The sequence below is a fragment of the Magnetococcales bacterium genome (assembly GCA_015231175.1).
GTDB lineage: Bacteria > Pseudomonadota > Magnetococcia > Magnetococcales > DC0425bin3 > HA3dbin3.
Map to the genome: position 1 here is coordinate 1 of JADGBZ010000078.1, position 16,117 is coordinate 16,117.

Annotated in this window: 11 protein-coding genes; 10 read left to right on the forward strand and 1 reads right to left on the reverse strand. The window is 57.5% G+C overall.

Annotated features, from left to right (window positions below; all coding sequences use genetic code 11):
• Positions 1–52 precede the first annotated feature (52 nt).
• Positions 53–1,582, reverse strand: a complete 1,530-nt coding sequence (locus HQL63_13310) for a hypothetical protein (protein MBF0177806.1) — start codon at positions 1,580–1,582, stop codon at positions 53–55.
• 314 nt (positions 1,583–1,896) lie between these two features.
• Between HQL63_13310 and HQL63_13315 the strand changes: the two genes are divergently transcribed.
• The 10 genes from HQL63_13315 (at position 1,897) to HQL63_13360 (ending at position 16,068) form a co-directional block, all read left to right on the forward strand.
• A complete protein-coding gene (locus HQL63_13315) occupies positions 1,897–2,886 on the forward strand; it encodes a sulfotransferase domain-containing protein (protein ID MBF0177807.1) in 990 nt (329 codons plus the stop codon).
• 193 nt (positions 2,887–3,079) lie between these two features.
• Positions 3,080–4,207, forward strand: a complete 1,128-nt coding sequence (locus HQL63_13320) for a COX15/CtaA family protein (GenBank protein MBF0177808.1) — start codon at positions 3,080–3,082, stop codon at positions 4,205–4,207.
• A 267-nt stretch (positions 4,208–4,474) separates the two neighbouring features.
• Complete coding sequence (gene scpA, locus HQL63_13325; GenBank protein MBF0177809.1) at positions 4,475–6,640, forward strand: methylmalonyl-CoA mutase; 2,166 nt, start codon at positions 4,475–4,477, stop codon at positions 6,638–6,640.
• Complete coding sequence (meaB, locus tag HQL63_13330; protein ID MBF0177810.1) at positions 6,640–7,632, forward strand: methylmalonyl Co-A mutase-associated GTPase MeaB; 993 nt, start codon at positions 6,640–6,642, stop codon at positions 7,630–7,632. Before scpA ends, meaB begins: the two co-directional genes overlap by 1 nt.
• A 34-nt stretch (positions 7,633–7,666) precedes the next feature.
• Complete coding sequence (locus HQL63_13335; GenBank protein MBF0177811.1) at positions 7,667–9,211, forward strand: acyl-CoA carboxylase subunit beta; 1,545 nt, start codon at positions 7,667–7,669, stop codon at positions 9,209–9,211.
• A 93-nt stretch (positions 9,212–9,304) separates the two neighbouring features.
• The gene (locus tag HQL63_13340; GenBank protein ID MBF0177812.1) at positions 9,305–11,263 is read left to right on the forward strand and encodes an acetyl/propionyl/methylcrotonyl-CoA carboxylase subunit alpha; all 1,959 of its coding nucleotides are present in this window, start codon (positions 9,305–9,307) and stop codon (positions 11,261–11,263) included.
• A gap of 7 nt (positions 11,264–11,270) precedes the next feature.
• Entirely contained in the window at positions 11,271–11,678 is a 408-nt protein-coding gene (gene mce / locus HQL63_13345) for a methylmalonyl-CoA epimerase (GenBank protein ID MBF0177813.1), read from the forward strand.
• A 450-nt stretch (positions 11,679–12,128) separates the two neighbouring features.
• The gene (locus tag HQL63_13350) at positions 12,129–13,202 is read left to right on the forward strand and encodes a glycosyltransferase family 2 protein (protein MBF0177814.1); all 1,074 of its coding nucleotides are present in this window, start codon (positions 12,129–12,131) and stop codon (positions 13,200–13,202) included.
• On the forward strand, positions 13,199–15,202 hold the full coding sequence (locus tag HQL63_13355) for a hypothetical protein (GenBank protein ID MBF0177815.1): 2,004 nt from the start codon (positions 13,199–13,201) through the stop codon (positions 15,200–15,202). The genes HQL63_13350 and HQL63_13355 overlap by 4 nt, the downstream gene beginning before the upstream one ends.
• Entirely contained in the window at positions 15,187–16,068 is an 882-nt protein-coding gene (locus HQL63_13360) for a formylglycine-generating enzyme family protein (protein MBF0177816.1), read from the forward strand. Before HQL63_13355 ends, HQL63_13360 begins: the two co-directional genes overlap by 16 nt.
• Positions 16,069–16,117: the final 49 nt, after the last annotated feature.

Genomic DNA, 16,117 nt, shown 5'->3' on the forward strand with positions numbered 1-16,117 from the left:
ACCCCCCCTGGCAGAAACTGCTTGACAGTCAAGACAGTTGCTGGACCCCGTTTCAGTTGCTGAGTTCCCGGGCGCTCTCCCGATCCCATGGTTTGGGATCCTTGAGTCTGGTTTGCAAACGGTCAAAGTCGATCTGGATGCGGTTGGCTGCATCGAACTCTCCGGGAATCACCTCGCAGCGGCGTTGGATGTTTGTGATGGAGTCTGCATCAAACGGTTCCAGATGCGCCTGCCAGAAGAGATAGACAGGCCGGTCCGTGCGCCAGATCAGCATGGTGGTGGTGGACTGGGCCAAAAGGATGGTGTAGGCATCGGCCTGGGACCAGACCTTTTCAAACGGGGCGCGCTCCACCCGCACCTCCGGGCCAAACAACTCTTCGTGACCATTCCAGGTGCTCTCGGGGTGTACCTTGTAGATGACCCGATAGCCCCAGGCCAGCAGGGAATGGCATAGACGCACCTCAAAATCCAGGATGGGCAGCAGGGCCAGGTTGCCGCGCGGATTTTCCGGATTGCAGATGATACCCATCACCATGATGGTCTTGTTCGTTCCGGACCATGGGGGGGCCATGGGGGTAAAATCATCCTGCCTGTCTTCATGCAACCATCTGATGTCACATGTAAAAGTGAGGGGATGGCGTTCTGACGCCTCCCGCAGGCGCCGGGCCCGGACCGGGGTGCCGCAATGAAAGGTGTCCGCGTTGATCAAATCCACCAGAATGAGCATGTTGACGATGCGAAAGTGGTAATCGGCATGCTCGCTGGCATGGACCTTGCCGCCATTTTCCTTGCACGCCATGGCCAGCAGACCGGCACTGTAGGGAGAGAGGGAGCCCAAAAAACAATCCATGGGACGGCCACGGAAAATTTTCATCATATGGTTGAAATCTCTCAGGGCGCCCTCCAGTTGGGGGTGAATGAAGGTCGCAAGGAGAGGTTGCAAATCCTGCCGGGAGACCATCAGCCCATATTGGTTGCATAACCCCTCCAGGAAGGTGGATAAACCTTCCAATGCCGTCAGCACGGATTGGCTCTCTTCCCGGCTCAGGGGTTGGGAGCGCTCCATGAAGCTGTAGGGGTTGCGCACGCGCCACGTCCAAACGCACGGCACATCGTTCGGAATGCGGAGATTGTTGAGACAAACCAGCGGGCGCGGCAGATGCAACAGGTCGATCAACCGGAGCAACGCAATCTGGCCCAATCTGGCGACCGATTTTTTGAGGGGTGAACTCTTGTCGAAACGACTGAAAAGGAGGTTTCTGCCGTGTACCATGACTGGCGTGGAGCCGTGGTTGATCAGGCGAAGACCCGGGATGGCCGTTTTTTTCAGGCAATTTTGCGCGTGGCGGTAGTAGAGCCACGTGGCGACCCCGAGATAAAATCCTTTTTTCAAAAAAAGCGCCCGGTTTCCCGGCGTGGGACTTTCCAGAAACGTGACAGCCAAAAACCGGGAGAGCGACTGGATCAAATCGTGCAAAACCAGACTGCTGCCGGGCCAGGTAAAATCCCTGGTTCCCAAAACAGCCAGATCGACCTCGATGTTTTGATCTGGACCCAACAGAAATGCTTTGCTTTTCTCCATGTCAAGTCCTTTTTGGCTTGCGCAAATGACCAACGCATCGAGGTTCAGGGGGCTGGCGCCCCATCGCCGCAGGCAGGGGCTGAGGGTACCATCTCTGGACAGGAGCGGGCAATGGTTCGGTCGGGGCCAGGCAGGGCAATCGCATTTGGCATGGGTCTACCCGAGGCCATGACCGTTTTTTGGTATTGGGGTCCAGGGGGCTGGCTCCCTGGCAGGTTCAGGACGGAGTCCTGGCGGGGTTCGGGGCGAGGCCCTGACAAAGGCTTTCATTTCCAAGTTTTTATTGTCGACAATATGGGTGATTTGAGTTGACCATGTTCGCACGTGATGCCTGGATTGTCCAAGCCATGGGGTTGGGCCACCTTTTGGATGGCAACCATGACCCCGAGAATGCACCATGCATCGACCCGACCATGCCGGGCGGGTCGGGGTTGCTGGGCATTCCTGATCTCTCTTCTCTGCGTGAACAATTGCAGGCGCAAAAGGGGGACTCTCTCATGCTTCGTACTCCAAACAAGCCGGGAGATCGGCGCCCGCCCACGCCCTTGGTTGCGGTTTCTTATCCCAAAAGCGGCACGCACCTGTTGTCCGATATTTTGCAGTTGGTGACAGGCCAGGAGTTCTATTGGCCGGATCACTATCCATCCAATGCCATTTCCAGGGGTGTCCTGGATCAAATTCCCAGGGGTCATTTTCTCATCGGGCACTGGCATGCCAACGATCTTGATCTGTTTGAGGAGATGTTGAATCGTTCCTGCAAAGTGATTGTACAATACCGGGATCCGCGAGATCAGATCACCTCATTTTATCATTATTATACAAAAGTTGTCGCCACATCGAAAAACATGTTTGCCAGGATTTTGCTCGATGTCAGCACGGAAAAGGCTCTCAACAGACTTATCACAGGTGGAACCCTTGTAAAAGATGTTGAATTTCCATCCTTGCCTGTCAATCAAGTCGCCTGGCTGGAGCAGTGGAGGCGCATGTGCGTACTGTTTCACATACCAATTTGTTTTGTTTCCTATGAGGAGGTGGTCAACAACAAAGTTGATACCATTGGGAGAATCGCCCGTTTTCTGGATACACCCCTCTCCCGGGAACAGTGTGTCACCATTGCCCGTTTGACGCAATTCGATCAAACATCCGTGACTATAAGAAAAACTGCCGTCGCCAAAAACATCAAACGTAAAGGTATCGTCGGTGATTGGCAAAACAGCTTCACTCTGGTGAACAAGGTGGTTTTCAAGTCGGTTGCGCAGCAGATTTTAGAGTGTCTGGGTTACGAGAGCGACGATAACTGGTAGATAAGGCGTAACCGTTCAGTACCCCTTCCAGAAAAGCCTGGACATGAAAGCCTTTGTCAGGGCTTCGCCCCGAACCCCACCATGGCGCTGCCCTGGACAAAGCCAGGGAGCCAGCCCCCTGGACCCCAATTCGTTGCCGAGTACAGAATGGCTACCTTTTGGAGGGTGATCCACAAAATCGCCGTGCGGCGGCATGGGCCATCTTGCGGCGAAGGGGCGCGTTGGGTATGATGCGGCACATCCTGCTGACGGTCCAAAGGGGGAGGGACGTTTGGAAGGAAGATATCGCCAACAAGTCGCCTACTGGCTGTATGCCTGCTGCATCATGGTTTTGGCCATGGTGGTGATCGGCGGTGTCACCCGCCTGACCGGGTCGGGGCTCTCCATCGTGAACTGGGAGCCGGTGCGTCGTTGGTTGCCACCCACCTCCACTGCGGAGTGGCAGGCGATGTTCGATCTGTACCGGACCTCGCCGGAGTATCTGAAGGTTCATGCCACCACGATGGATCTGGCCGGGTTTCAAGGCATCTTCTGGCTGGAATATATTCACCGGTTGGTGGGCCGCATCGCCGGCATGGTGTTTTTGTTCCCCTTTCTCTTCTTCCTGTTGACCCGGCGCCTGCCTGGCACATTGGCTCCCCGTCTGATGGGAATTTTTTTGTTGGGCGGTGCGCAAGGCCTCCTTGGGTGGTACATGGTGAAGAGCGGCCTGGTCAACGACCCCAGCGTCAGCCCGTACCGTCTCACTGCCCACCTGATGTTGGCTTTTCTGATTCATGTCGCCCTGTTCTGGACCGCCCTGAGCCTGCACCTGGGAGTGACGACCGTGCCGCCCGCAACGACACGGGGCATGCGCCGTGCGGCCTGGGCGCTGACCGGGCTTATTGCCCTGACGGTCGCCTCGGGTGGCTTTGTGGCAGGACTTAAGGCCGGACACGCCTTCAATACCTTCCCCCTCATGGATGGACACTGGATACCCCCGGAATATGGGCAACTGGAACCGTTCTGGCACAACTTTTTTGAAAATATTGCCACAGTCCAGTGGGATCACCGCCTCCTGGCCGTCGTGACCTTGTGCAGTGTGCTGCTGTTCAGAGTGGCCGCGCTCCGCCACATCCTGCCTGCCAGGACACGCAATGGGTTGAATTTTCTCGTGGGAGTTGCCATGCTCCAGGTGGGGCTGGGGATAGCCACGCTCCTGCTGGAGGTTCCGCTCTTCCTGGCGGCGGGCCATCAGGGCAATGCCTTGATTTTGTTGACAGCAGCCCTGTTTGTCACGCATCAGTTGCACCATCCGGCTCCCATGCGCAACCCGATTTAACTTTGTCAGGGCTTCGCCCCGAACCCACCGGGACATCGTCCTGGATCTGCCAGGGAGCCAGCGCCCTGGATCCCGATTCGTTGGTTGGTGCTGAATGGTTGCTTGCTGTGAAGGACTCTATCGGGGTGTTGCCCCGAACCCCTTCCTTCTGGATCTTCACCCCGGTTTTTCGAGCGTCATCGCAAGCATCCTGGCGCACGGAGAGGACGGAAGGTAGACTGGACCGGTTCATTTTGGCACTCCTTCAAAAAAAGGGAACAGAAAGCGATGACCGCATCGAAGAAGCAGGCAGATGCCTACGAGGCCTGGCGCAAATCCGCAGAGAAAGCCATGAAAGGCAAGCCCGTCTCCTCCCTGGAGTGGAAAACTCCAGAGGGGTTGGTGGTGCGGCCCCTCTACACGGCAGCCGATCTGGAAAACATGAGCGACATGGAACCAGGCCCCGGTCTGGAACCCTTCATTCGCGGCCCCTATCCCACCATGTACACGGGCCGTCCCTGGACCATTCGCCAGTATGCCGGTTTTTCCACCGCCGAGGCGTCCAATGCCTTCTATCGCCGCGCCCTGGCAGCGGGCGGTCAAGGGGTTTCGGTCGCTTTCGACCTGGCCACCCACCGGGGTTATGACTCCGATCACCCCCGGGTGCGCGGCGATGTCGGCAAAGCCGGCGTGGCCGTGGACTCGGTCGAGGATATGAAAATCCTTTTCGACAGCATCCCCCTGGGTGACATATCGGTCTCCATGACCATGAACGGCGCCGTCCTTCCCATCCTTGCCGGCTATGTGGTTGCCGCCGAGGAGCAGGGGGTGGCCCAGAAGGATCTGAGCGGCACCATCCAGAACGATATCCTGAAAGAGTTCATGGTCCGCAACACCTACATCTATCCCCCGTCGCCCTCCATGCGCATCGTTGGGGATATCATCCAATATACCTCCCAACACATGCCCAGGTTCAACTCCATCTCCATCTCCGGCTACCACCTCCAGGAAGCGGGGGCCAACGCCGTGCTGGAGCTGGCCTACACCCTGGCCAACGGCAAGGCCTACATCCAGACCGCCGTGGACCGGGGCCAGGAAGTGGACAGCTTTGCCGGACGCCTGTCGTTCTTCTTCGGCATCGGCATGAACTTCTATCTGGAGATTGCCAAACTGCGGGCCGCCCGTCTGCTGTGGTCCCGGATCGTTGGCCAGTTCAACCCGAAGGACTCCCGCTCGAAGATTCTGCGTACCCACTGCCAGACCTCGGGTTGGTCCCTCACCTCCCAGGATCCGTACAACAACATCATCCGGACCACCATCGAGGCCATGGCGGCTGTTTTTGGGGGTACCCAGTCCCTGCACACCAACGCCTTGGACGAGGCCATTGCCCTTCCTTCGGAATTTTCCTCCCGCATCGCCCGCAACACCCAGGTGATCATCCAGGAAGAGACCCACATCTGTAGCGTCGCCGACCCCTGGGGTGGCTCCTATATGATGGAAAAGCTTACCCGCGAGCTTGCCGACGAAGCATGGAAAATTATCGAAGAGATCGAAAAGATGGGCGGCATGGTCAAGGCCATCGAGACCGGCATGCCCAACCGTCGCATCGAAGAGTCCGCCGCCGGTAAACAGGCTCGCATCGATCGGGGTCTGGATACCATCGTTGGCGTCAACAAATACAAACCCGCCACGGTCGAAAAGGTGGATGTGCTGAAGGTGGACAATGCCGCTGTTCGGCAATCCCAGATCCAGCGCCTGGAGAACATCCGCAAGACCCGCAACGAAAAGGATGTCCAGTCTGCCTTGGAGGCGCTGACCAACGCAGCCCACGACAACACCGGCAACCTGCTCGACTTGGCCATCAAGGCAACCCGCCTGCGTGCCACCGTCGGCGAGATCTCCATGGCCCTGGAGAAGGTCTACGGTCGTCACCGCGCCGAGACCCACGCCGTCACCGGGGTCTATGGCAAGGTGTGGGAGGCCAATCCCCAGTGGGATGAGTTGACCGGCAAGGTACGGGCTTTCGCCGACAAGCATGGCCGCCGTCCCCGCATGCTGGTGGTCAAAATGGGCCAGGATGGCCATGACCGTGGCGCCAAGGTGATCGCCTCGGCCTTTGCCGACCTGGGCTTTGACGTGGATCTTGGCCCCCTGTTCCAGACGCCGGAAGAGGCCGCCGCCCAGGCCGTCGAAAACGATGTCCATGTGGTGGGTGTCTCCTCTCTCGCCGGCGCCCATGAGACCCTGGTTCCCGAGTTGGTCCAGCTTCTCAAATCCAAGGGCGCGGGGGAGATTGTCGTGGTGGTGGGTGGCGTCATTCCCGAGCAGGACTATCCGGCCCTGTTCAACGCCGGTGCGGCAGCCGTGTTCGGCCCGGGTACCTCCATCGTCGTTGCCGCCGGCAAGGTGATCGAGGCCATCGAAAATCGTACCACCCCGGGCGCCAAAGCGTAATGACTGGATATTCCACCGAATATCACGTTCAGGGAGTGCGGAGCGGAGACCGTCGGCTGCTGGCCAAGACGATTACCCTCGTGGAGAGCACGCGCCTCGTGGACAACGAGCGCGCCGCAGCCGTCCTCTCCGCCCTGCAATCCCATACCGGTGGGGCCTTTCGTCTGGGTATCACCGGTCCTCCCGGCGTTGGCAAGAGCACCTTCATCGAAACCCTTGGCATGCGGTTGATCGAGCAGGGGAGGCGTTTGGCCGTTCTGGCGGTGGATCCCTCCTCCAGCCGGTCGGGGGGGAGCCTCCTGGGTGACAAGACCCGCATGACCCAGTTGTCCACTCATCCCGATGCTTTCATCCGGCCCAGCCCAGCCGGCGAAACCCTGGGGGGGGTGGCGCGCAAAACCCGCGAATCCATCCTGGTTCTGGAGGCAGCCGGATTCGATACCATTATTGTGGAGACCGTCGGCGTGGGCCAGAGCGAGGTTGCCGTTGCCAGCATGGTGGATTGTTTTGTCCTCCTGGCTCTGCCCAACGCCGGCGACGACCTGCAAGGCATCAAACGGGGCATCATGGAACTGGCAGACATTCTGGTGGTCAACAAGGCCGACGGCACCATGCGGGAGATGGCCAAATCCGCTGCCAGTCTGCTGCGTCAGGCCCTCACCCTGCAAAATCCGCCCGCCCCGGATTGGCTTCCGCCGGTGCTCCTGGCCAGTGCGGCCTCCGGCGCCGGTATTCCCGAATTCATCACCACTCTGGAGGCGTTTCGCGACACCATGGCCGCCTCCGGCGAAATGGAACGCAAGCGCCGGCGTCAGGCCCGCCACTGGATGTGGGAGCTCATCGAAGAGGGCCTCAAACGGCGTTTCACGTCGCACCCCCAGATTCGCCAACTGCTCCCCGATCTGGAGGAAACGGTCACCCGCGGTCACATGACCCCCATGGCCGCCGCTGACCAACTACTCTCCGCCTACACCGAAAAAAGTACGGCCTGAGGCAAACCCCTTTCCAAACGAAACGGTACACGAGATGGAAAACATCCTGGAAAAAATGGAACGGCTGCGGCAGGAAGCCCGCATGGGCGGCGGCCAAAAGAGGGTGGACGGCCAACATGCCCGCGGCAAACTCACCGCCCGGGAACGCATCGATGTTCTGATGGATCCGGGCAGTTTTGAAGAGCTGGACATGTTTGTGGCCCACCGCTGCATCGACTTCGGCATGGCAGACAAAAAAACCTCCGGAGACGGCGTCGTCACCGGCCACGGAACCATATTCGGGCGCCAGGTTTTCGTCTTTTCTCAGGATTTTACCGTCTTTGGCGGTACCCTGTCGGAAACCAATGCCATGAAGATTTGCAAAATCATGGATATGGCCATGAAGATGGGAGCGCCGGTCATCGGCATCAACGACTCTGGCGGCGCCCGAATCCAGGAAGGCGTGGCCTCGTTGGCCGGCTATGCCGAGGTGTTCCAGCGTAACGTCCTGGCTTCAGGTGTGGTGCCGCAGATATCGGCCATCCTCGGGCCCTGTGCCGGAGGTGCGGTCTACTCCCCGGCCATGACCGACTTCATCATGATGGTCAAGGACAACTCCTACATGTTTGTCACCGGCCCCGATGTGGTCAAGACCGTCACCCACGAAGAGGTCACCTTTGAAGAACTGGGTGGCGCCACCACTCATTTCACCCGCTCCGGCGTCGCGGATTTTGCCTACGAACATGAAATGGCCCTGTTGCGCCAGTTGCGGCGTCTTCTCACCTTCCTGCCGGGCAACAATCGCGAACCCTCGCCGATCGTTCCCAACAGCGACACCCCGGAACGTACCGAACCCTCGCTCGACACCCTGGTCCCGGATGATCCCAACCGCCCCTACGACATGCACGAACTGATCGAAAAGGTGGTGGACAACGGCGATTTCATGGAGGTTCGCGCCGGTTTTGCCCGCAACATCATCATCGGTTTTGCCCGCCTTGAGGGGCAGACTGTCGGCATCGTCGCCAATCAGCCCATGGTGTTGGCCGGTTGCCTGGATATCAACTCTTCGGTCAAAGCCGCCCGTTTTGTGCGGTTCTGCGACTGCTTCAATATTCCCATCATCACTTTTGTGGATGTTCCGGGTTTCCTCCCCGGCGTGCAACAGGAACTCGGCGGCATCATTCGCCATGGCGCCAAGCTTCTTTACGCCTACGCCGAAGCGACCGTTCCCAAAGTGACCCTCATCACCCGGAAGGCCTACGGTGGCGCCTACGACGTTATGTCCTCCAAGCATCTGCGCGGCGACTTCAACTACGCCTGGCCCAACGCCGAAATTGCTGTCATGGGGGCCAAAGGGGCCTCGGAGATCATTTTCCGCAACGAGATTCGTGCGGCCACCAATCCGGCGGAAGTTCTCAAACTGAAAACCGCCGAATATGCCAACACCTTCGCCAATCCCTTCGTCGCAGCGGAAAAGGGGTTTATCGACGACATCATCATGCCGCGCAACACCCGCGCCAATATCGTGCGTGCCCTGCGTTTCCTCAAAAACAAACGGCTGGAAAATCCCTGGAGAAAGCATGGCAACATCCCCTTATAGCCATCGATATGCTCCACCACATTCCGCCACATTCTCCGGTCGCCAACTCCGGGAAGGGCACCTTGGATATTCTGATGAGAGGGAAGCGACACCATGAAGAAAATCCTCATCGCCAATCGGGGCGAAATCGCCTGCCGGGTCATTCGCACTGCCCGCAAGATGGGAATCGCCACCGTGGCGGTCTACTCCGACGCCGACAGCCGGGCCATGCATGTCAAAATGGCTGACGAAGCGGTCCATATCGGTCCGCCATCCAGCAGCGAATCCTACCTCGTCGCCGAAAAAATTCTTGCCGCCATCGAAAAAACCGGGGCCGATGCGGTGCATCCGGGCTATGGGTTTCTCTCCGAGAATGCCGATTTCTGCCGGGCGCTACAGGAACGCAAGGTTACCTTCATCGGCCCGGACGTGCCGGCTCTTCTGGCCATGGGGGACAAGATTGCCTCCAAGGAGCTGGCCAAAAAATCGGGCGTCAATACCATTCCGGGCTGCCAGGACGTGATCAAGACCGCCGCCCAGGCCATCGAGGTGGCCAATCAGGTGGGATATCCGGTGATGATCAAAGCCTCGGCTGGCGGCGGCGGCAAAGGCATGCGGGTGGCCTACAACGACAAGGAGGCCGCCGAAGGGTGGGAACTGGCCTGTAACGAAGGCCGCTCCTACTTCAAGGATGACCGCGTCTTCATCGAAAAATTTATCGAAAATCCCCACCACATCGAAATTCAGGTTTTGGCGGATCGCCATGGCAACACCCTCTACCTCAACGAGCGGGAGTGTTCCATCCAGCGGCGCAACCAGAAGGTGATCGAGGAGGCTCCATCCCCCTTCCTGGATCCCCAAACCCGGCGCGCCATGGGCGAGCAGGCCGTCCGCCTGGCGCAGGCCTGCAACTATGTCTCCGCCGGCACCGTCGAGTTTGTGGTAGGGGCGGACAAACAGTTCTATTTCCTTGAAATGAACACCCGCCTCCAGGTCGAGCATCCCATCACGGAGAAGATCACCGGCATCGACTTGGTGGAACAGATGATCCGGGTGGCCCGGGGGGAAAAGCTCGCCTTCACCCAGGATGATATCAAAATCCATGGCTGGGCCATGGAAAGCCGGATCTATGCCGAAGATCCCTACCGCAACAACCTGCCTTCGGTCGGGCGTCTGGTCTATTTCCGTCCCCCCGCCGAGACGACCCATGTCCGTCTGGATACGGGCGTTTTTGAAGGGGGCGAAGTCTCCATCTACTACGATCCCATGATCGCCAAGCTCATCACCTGGGGAGAGGATCGTCACGAAGCCATCAAGTATATGCGCTTTGCCCTGGACAACTTCATGATCCGGGGACCGGCCCACAACATCGACTTTCTCAACGCCATCATGCGCCACCCGCGGTTTGTGGCCGGGAATCTCTCCACCAACTTTATCGCCAAGGAGTTTCCCGAAGGCTTCAAGGGGGTCGAACTCGAAGAGGACGAAAAGCGGCTTTTTGCCGCCGCCGCCGCCTGCCTTCAACAGGATTACAACTCCCTGTTGAAGGTCATACCAACCCGGCAGGAGCTGGTTGTGACCGTCAACGAGGAGGATGTCTCTCTGACCATCCACCGCCGGGAGGGGATCAACATTGTCGAGTTTTCACCGGAGGTGGTCATCGAAATGGCCGATTCCCATCGCCCGGGAATCGACATGGCCACCTTTTATGCCGGTGGCGAACCCCATACCTTCCAGTATCGGCGCCTTGTGGAAGGGTTCCACATGACCAAGAGCGGCATCCGCGCCACGGCGATCATCCGTACCCCTTTCCACAACAAGCTGGCCAAGTTCATGCCGATCAAAGAGTCGACGGTCAGCGCCAAGATGATCCTCTCTCCCATGCCTGGCCTGGCGTTGCGCATCCTGACTTCGGTGGGCGCCGAGGTGGAGGCTGGCGAACCCCTTCTGGTTCTGGAAGCCATGAAAATGGAGAATATCATCCGTCCCGAAGTCAAAGGCAAAATCAAGAAAATTTTCGTTGAACCCGGGGATACCGTTGAAGCCGATGCCCCTCTGATCGAACTGGAGTGATCTCATCATGATTGGACGTGTCAACCATATCGCCATTGCCGTGCCTGACTTGGAGAAAGCGATCGCCACCTACCGCGATGTCCTGGGCGCCAAGGTCAGCGCGCCAAAGGATGTCCCGGCGCATGGCGTTACCGTTGTCTTCATTCACCTGCCCAATACCGTGGTGGAGTTGTTGTACCCCCTCGGTGAGAAGAGCCCCATCGCCGGATTTTTGGAAAAAAATCCCGGCGGCGGCATGCACCATGTCTGCTACGAAGTGACCGACATCAAGGCAGCCATCGACCAGCTCACTGCCAAAGGGATGCGCGTGTTGAACAAGGATCCCAAAATCGGCGCCCATGGCAACCCCGTGGTGTTCCTGCACCCGAAAGATTTCAACGGGGTGTTGGTCGAATTGGAAATGCCGCCCCAGTAATGCCGACCATCGCCCCGGAGAGCCGCTCCGGGGCGAAACAACTGGTGGACCAACCGACATGATTTGAAGTGTTCACTTTTCGTGACTATTCCGCACTCTTTCAAGAAAAGCTTGGAAATGGGTAACTATTCAGCACCCTTTCAAAAAAAGCCTGGATATGAAAGCCTTTGTCAGGGCTTCGCCCCGAACCCCGCCAGGGCGCTGCCCTGGACCCGCCAGGGAGCCAGCCCCCTGGACCCCGATTCATGGCTTGCCTGCACATCAAATCAACACGGTTGAGCCACTAGTTAAGAGTAACTATTCAGCACCCTTTCAAGAAAAGCCTGGCTATGAAAGCCTTTGTCAGGGCTTCGCCCCGAACCCCACCAGGACTCTGTCCTGGACCTGCCAGGGAGCCAACCCCCTGGACCCCGATGCGTTTTCAGACAGGAGCTTGTGGTGGAAGATTTTATGGGGGCTCCGTCCCAGACCCAGACAACTTTTTCCGGAGTCAGCCCTTCCTCTCCTTCCCAGATCACTCTGGTTGTGCCGATTCACAACGAAGAAGAGTCCCTGGACCGTTTTTTTCAAACCGTCCTGCCGATCCTGCATGACATCACGCCCCATCATGAGGTTGTCTGCGTCAATGACGGCAGCACGGATGGTTCGTGGCGCAAGCTCCTTGCCGCCCGCGCCGAAAACCCCAAAATTAAAATTATCGATCTGAGCCGCAATTTTGGCAAGGAGTTGGCGCTGACGGCAGGCATGGACCACGCCAGTGGCGCAGCGGTCATCCCCTTCGATGCCGATCTCCAGGATCCTCCGGAACTTATTCCGGAGATGGTGCAAAAATGGCGCGAGGGGTATGACATGGTGATCGCCGTGCGGGTGGATCGCAGCTCGGACTCCCGGCTCAAACGGACCACGGCCCATTTTTTTTATAAAATCATCAACGTCATGAGCGATATTCCCATTCAACCCCACGCAGGAGATTTTCGTCTTCTGGACCGCAAAGTGGTGGATGCGCTCGGTTTGGCCCGGGAGCGCACCCGCTTTATGAAAGGCCTTTTTGCCTGGCAGGGGTTCTCCCAGACCTTTGTGACCTACGCACGCCCGTCCCGTATGTCGGGAACCAGCAAATGGAACTACTGGAAACTTTGGAATCTGGCCCTGGAGGGCATTTTCTCCTTTTCCAGCGTCCCGTTGCGCGTCTGGACCTATGTCGGCGGTGTGATCACCCTGATCTCGTTGGTGTACATGTCTTTTATCGTTCTGCGCACCCTGATCAAAGGGATAGACGTGCCTGGTTACGCCTCCCTGCTTGTCTTTAATCTGTTTTTCAGCGGCGTCATCCTGATCGGCCTGGGCGTCATCGGCGAATATCTGGGACGGGTCTTCATCGAGGTCAAACGACGACCACTTTACCTTGTTCGTGAAGCAATTGGTTGGGATGCCGTCATGCCGGTGCAGAAAATGGCGCGTCGGCGCAGCCCTTACCGGCGGCGCAAGACGGGCAGGTACTTGGTATCGAGGCTTGGCCGGTGAGTGGACCCCTCTCCAGAAAGGGTGGCGAGGTGGTCGCTCCTGTCGGGTTGCCACCCCAAAAAACGGTGCCATATCTGTTGATCCATATGGCTCTTCTCCTGCCGATCCTGTGTGTGTATGTCGGGTTCAACCATGCCAACTATCCCTATGTTGGATCCGACTTTGCGTATTTTTTGCCACGCCTGTTGGACAGTCATATTTTTTACCTGAAAAATGGCTTGCACATCCAATGGTGGACCCCTGCCTTCAGTGGCGGGTTGCCGGCCTATCCCAATCCCCAGCAGATCCAGTTTTCCCTGCCGCAGGTGTTGCTTTTTTGGATGGATCCCTGGAAGGCCTTCAACCTGGCGATGGTCATCAGTGTGGGCATGGGTTACGTCGGAAGTTACCTTTTTTTCCGCAGAATCATCCCCCTGTCGGCGCCCTACGCCACACTTGGCGCAGTGATTTTCAGCGCCAACGGCTTTTATCTGCAACACGTTGGCGTCGGCCATGTCGTCTATCTGGGGTTTCCTCTCCTGCCGCTCCTGGCCTTGCTGCTGCTGGAAAGGCGGTGGCCGGTGTTTCCCAGGGCGGTAGGCATCGCCCTGCTGGCCGCCTACCTCATTTATGGCGGGGGATTTTATATATCCGTTGCCATGATTCTTTCCTGCTTCCTGATCATGATCACGGCCCATCTGCTGAACGAATCTCTGCCCAGAAGTTTGGTTAAAACGGTACAACTCCTTGTGATGGGCGGATTTTTTTCTCTCATATTGACCGCTTCAAAACTGTCGGCGACCTACCACCTCATGCGCTTTTTCCCTCGGGTGTGGCATGAGAGCTATGCCATCAACGGGGTGCATGCCCTTCTGGGGTTCGTGGCCCAGTTGTTCTATGCCCCCGTGGCGTTGGTTTGGGCGTTCGTGATGCCCAGATCGGTTGCCATGATGGTCAAGGAATCCACGTTGCCGATGGTGATCAAGCAACTATTCGGCGTCGCCAATCCGGATCGCCTCCCCCCCACCCCCCTGGCCTGGCCCATCGACGGCCATGAAGCCATCGCCACGGGATGCGGGTATGGTCTCTGGGAGACCGATATTGGCGTTTCCCCAGTCCTGTTGTTCCTTCTCATCCTGGCCGTGGGGTATGGATTGACCACAGGCCGCCCGGGATTGGCCCGGGTCTGGAAAAAAGATCGTCTCCTCCTGCTGACGGGTCTCATCTTGATCTGGGTCACGTTGGAGCTGACCCTCGCCAAGGGTTACCTCAATGCCTGGCTGACGCAGCTTCCCGTGCTTCAGTCGCTGCATGTGACGACACGTTACACCACGGCATTCATCCTGCCTCTGACCATGCTTGGCCTCCACGCCCTGGCCCAAAGATATGAAAAATGGGATATGAAAGTACAAAAAAAGAAGGTGCTGACCTTGTCATGCGTGGGAGTGTTTTTGTATTTGTTCTACATCCCCTTGCCATCCTGGTATGCCCACGATACCGGGGTTGGCTATCGCGGGTTTTGGAATGTAGAAGGAATCATCAGGGATTGGCATGAAACAAGAAACAATCTGCACGATTTTAAAATAGAATCCGTAAAAAAAAAACAGGACACAGATGTGTTTCATGAAAGAGCCAGCAGTATGTATACATACGAGGCTCTATTTAACTATGCGACTGGATATTTTGTACCTAGATATATTCAAGAAGGATCTGTTTATAAGATAAAAAATAATCATTTCAATTTTACAAATCCAGCCACTCTTGTTTTTCCGGAAGCGAATCATTTTCAAACACCCGTGGATTTGCGTCAAGACAGGGAAAATATAGCCAAACTGTCGGCGCCCATCCAACAGGCAGATCGAACCAATCTGGAACGTCTGGTTGCGTATGGCCAACCGGACTGGAACATTCCGGTCCGTCAGAAAGTGGCCGATGCACTCTCTTTTTGGGGGGGCGTGGGGATGATTTTATCGCTTGCAGCCTATTTTGTGTGGGGTCGGCGCAGATGGCAGCAGTCGTGACGCAACTGTTTGGTACCCTGCCGACGTTCCATGCATGGTTGGCGGTGCTGGCGGCCCTGTTATGGGTGGGACCGCTGCCGGTCATGGCGGGAGATTCGCCTTCGTCGCCTGGCGTGGGTGCGGTGTGTGTTGAACCCCTGCTGAAAGGCCTCCGTCTGGTCTGGGTACCAGCCGGATGTTTTTTCCCCAATGGGCCTGATGGGCCGGAAAAGTGCGTTGCCGGGTTTTGGCTGGGAGAGACCGAGGTGACCCAGAGTCAGTGGCAGAAGGTCATGCATGGCAATCCTGCCCGTTTCAAAGGGGATGCACACCCGGTCGAACGTGTTTCGGCCAGCGACGTTCAGCTCTTCATGGATCGGCTGAACGGACAATCGGAACGGCAATATCGTTTGCCGACGGACACAGAGTGGAGCTACGCCTGTCAGTTGGGCGAGAAAACCGTGCCTGCCCCAGGATCGATGGGTCATCTTCAATCCGTCGCCTGGTTTGGTCTCCCTTGGGGAAAGGGCCATCAACCCGTAGCCGGTAAAGGTCCAAACACATTGGGTTTGTACGACATGTCCGGCAATGTGTGGGAGTGGGTCTCGGGCGAAGTGCGTGGCAAGGTGATGGGTGCGCTCCTGGTGACAGATTCTCCCCCTTCCCCATCCGGTCTGGACCATGAACAGGGGGAGTACAACGGATTTGTCATTGTCAGAGGGGGAGGATGGGGTTATTCCGCCAAACTTCAGGGGTGTGCAAGCCAAAAAATGCTCCGGCCCTTGTTGCGAGAGGAGGTGGTCGGATTTCGTTTGGCCCTCTCTGGTCAGGGTGAGCGAACATGTTTCAGCACTCCCCAAAAAAACGAAAGTCTCCGGGATCAGTAACTATTCAGCACCCGACCACGAATCGGGGTCCAGGGGGCTGGCTCCCTGG